Annotated in this window: 1 rRNA gene; it reads right to left on the minus strand. The window is 49.8% G+C overall.

The annotated features are described in order from the left end of the window. Window positions 1-325: 325 nt before the first annotated feature. A 16S ribosomal RNA gene (locus GJ688_RS20170) occupies window positions 326-414 on the minus strand; the annotation flags it as partial.

Here is a 414-nt window from a genome sequence, read left to right on the forward strand (position 1 = left end):
TAGTTGTTGAGGTCCGTCCGGTTCATCACCGGATTTAGAAGTTTACTATACTCAGTTGAGCTTTTCAACCGGTAAGTCTCTCCAGTCCCTCAAAATCAAACAGTTGTGTTAGCCGCGTGCTTAACCTTTCCGTTCGGACCTGTCCCATCGCACTCTATCGAGATGCTACTCATTAAACAGTTAGACTGCCAATTTGCGTATCTCTATAAGAGCATAACTGGGAGGTCTCCGTCCGGTTCGACCTCGACATCTCACTGCGTAGAGGTTTCATCCCTTCACTAGAAAACTAGCAAGGTTCATCCTCTACCGTGACGAGTCTCCATAGAAAGGAGGTGATCCAGCCGCACCTTCCGATACGGCTACCTTGTTACGACTTCACCCCAATCATCGACCCCACCTTCGGCGGCTGGCTCC

Source organism: Heliobacterium mobile, assembly GCF_009720735.1.
Classification (GTDB): Bacteria; Bacillota; Desulfitobacteriia; order Heliobacteriales; family Heliobacteriaceae; genus Heliobacterium; species Heliobacterium mobile.